A 1,043-nucleotide genomic window follows, 5' to 3' on the forward strand; every position below is an offset into this window, starting at 1 on the left:
GGGGGTCGAGGCTGAGAATCTAAGCGCCGGTAAACGGCGGTGGTAACTATAACCATCCTAAGGTAGCGAAATTCCTTGTCGGGTAAGTTCCGACCTGCACGAATGGCGTAACGACTTCCCCGCTGTCTCAACCACAGGCCCGGTGAAATTGCAGTACGAGTAAAGATGCTCGTTTCGCGCAGCAGGACGGAAAGACCCCGGGACCTTCACTATAGCTTGGCATTGGCGTTCGGGGCGGTTTGTGTAGGATAGGTGGGAGACTGTGAAGCGGTGACGCCAGTTGCCGTGGAGTCGTTGGTGAAATACCACTCTGGTCGTTTTGAGCGTCTAACCCGCGCCCGTGTATCCGGGTGGGGGACAGTGCCTGGTGGGTAGTTTAACTGGGGCGGTTGCCTCCTAAAGGGTAACGGAGGCGCCCAAAGGTTCCCTCGGCCTGGTTGGTAATCAGGTGGTGAGTGTAAGGGCACAAGGGAGCTTGACTGTGAGACGGACGTGTCGAGCAGGTGCGAAAGCAGGGCCTAGTGATCCGGCGCCGGCGTGTGGAAGCGGTGTCGCTCAACGGCTAAAAGGTACCCCGGGGATAACAGGCTGATCTTCCCCAAGAGTCCATATCGACGGGATGGTTTGGCACCTCGATGTCGGCTCGTCGCATCCTGGGGCTGGAGTAGGTCCCAAGGGTTGGGCTGTTCGCCCATTAAAGCGGCACGCGAGCTGGGTTTAGAACGTCGCGAGACAGTTCGGTCCCTATCCGCTGCGCGCGTAGGAGAATTGAGAGGGTCTGTCCCTAGTACGAGAGGACCGGGACGGACGGACCTCTGGTGTGCCAGTTGTCCCGCCAGGGGCATGGCTGGTTGGCTACGTTCGGTCGGGATAACCGCTGAAAGCATCTAAGCGGGAAGCCTTCCTCGAGATGAGTTCTCCCTCCCGCCTTCGGGTGGGGTAAGGCCCCCGGTAGACGATCGGGTTGATAGGCCGGAGATGGAAGCACTGTGAGGTGTGGAGTTGACCGGTACTAATAGGCCGAGCGGCTTGACACACACATA

1 rRNA gene is annotated in these 1,043 nt (G+C 59.0%); it reads left to right on the forward strand.

The annotated features are described in order from the left end of the window. A 23S ribosomal RNA gene (locus ACGWYJ_RS38885) occupies positions 1–1,037 on the forward strand; the annotation flags it as partial. Positions 1,038–1,043: the final 6 nt, after the last annotated feature.

The organism is Actinomadura sp. SCN-SB (assembly GCF_043906805.1).
Classification (GTDB): Bacteria; Actinomycetota; Actinomycetes; order Streptosporangiales; family Streptosporangiaceae; genus Spirillospora.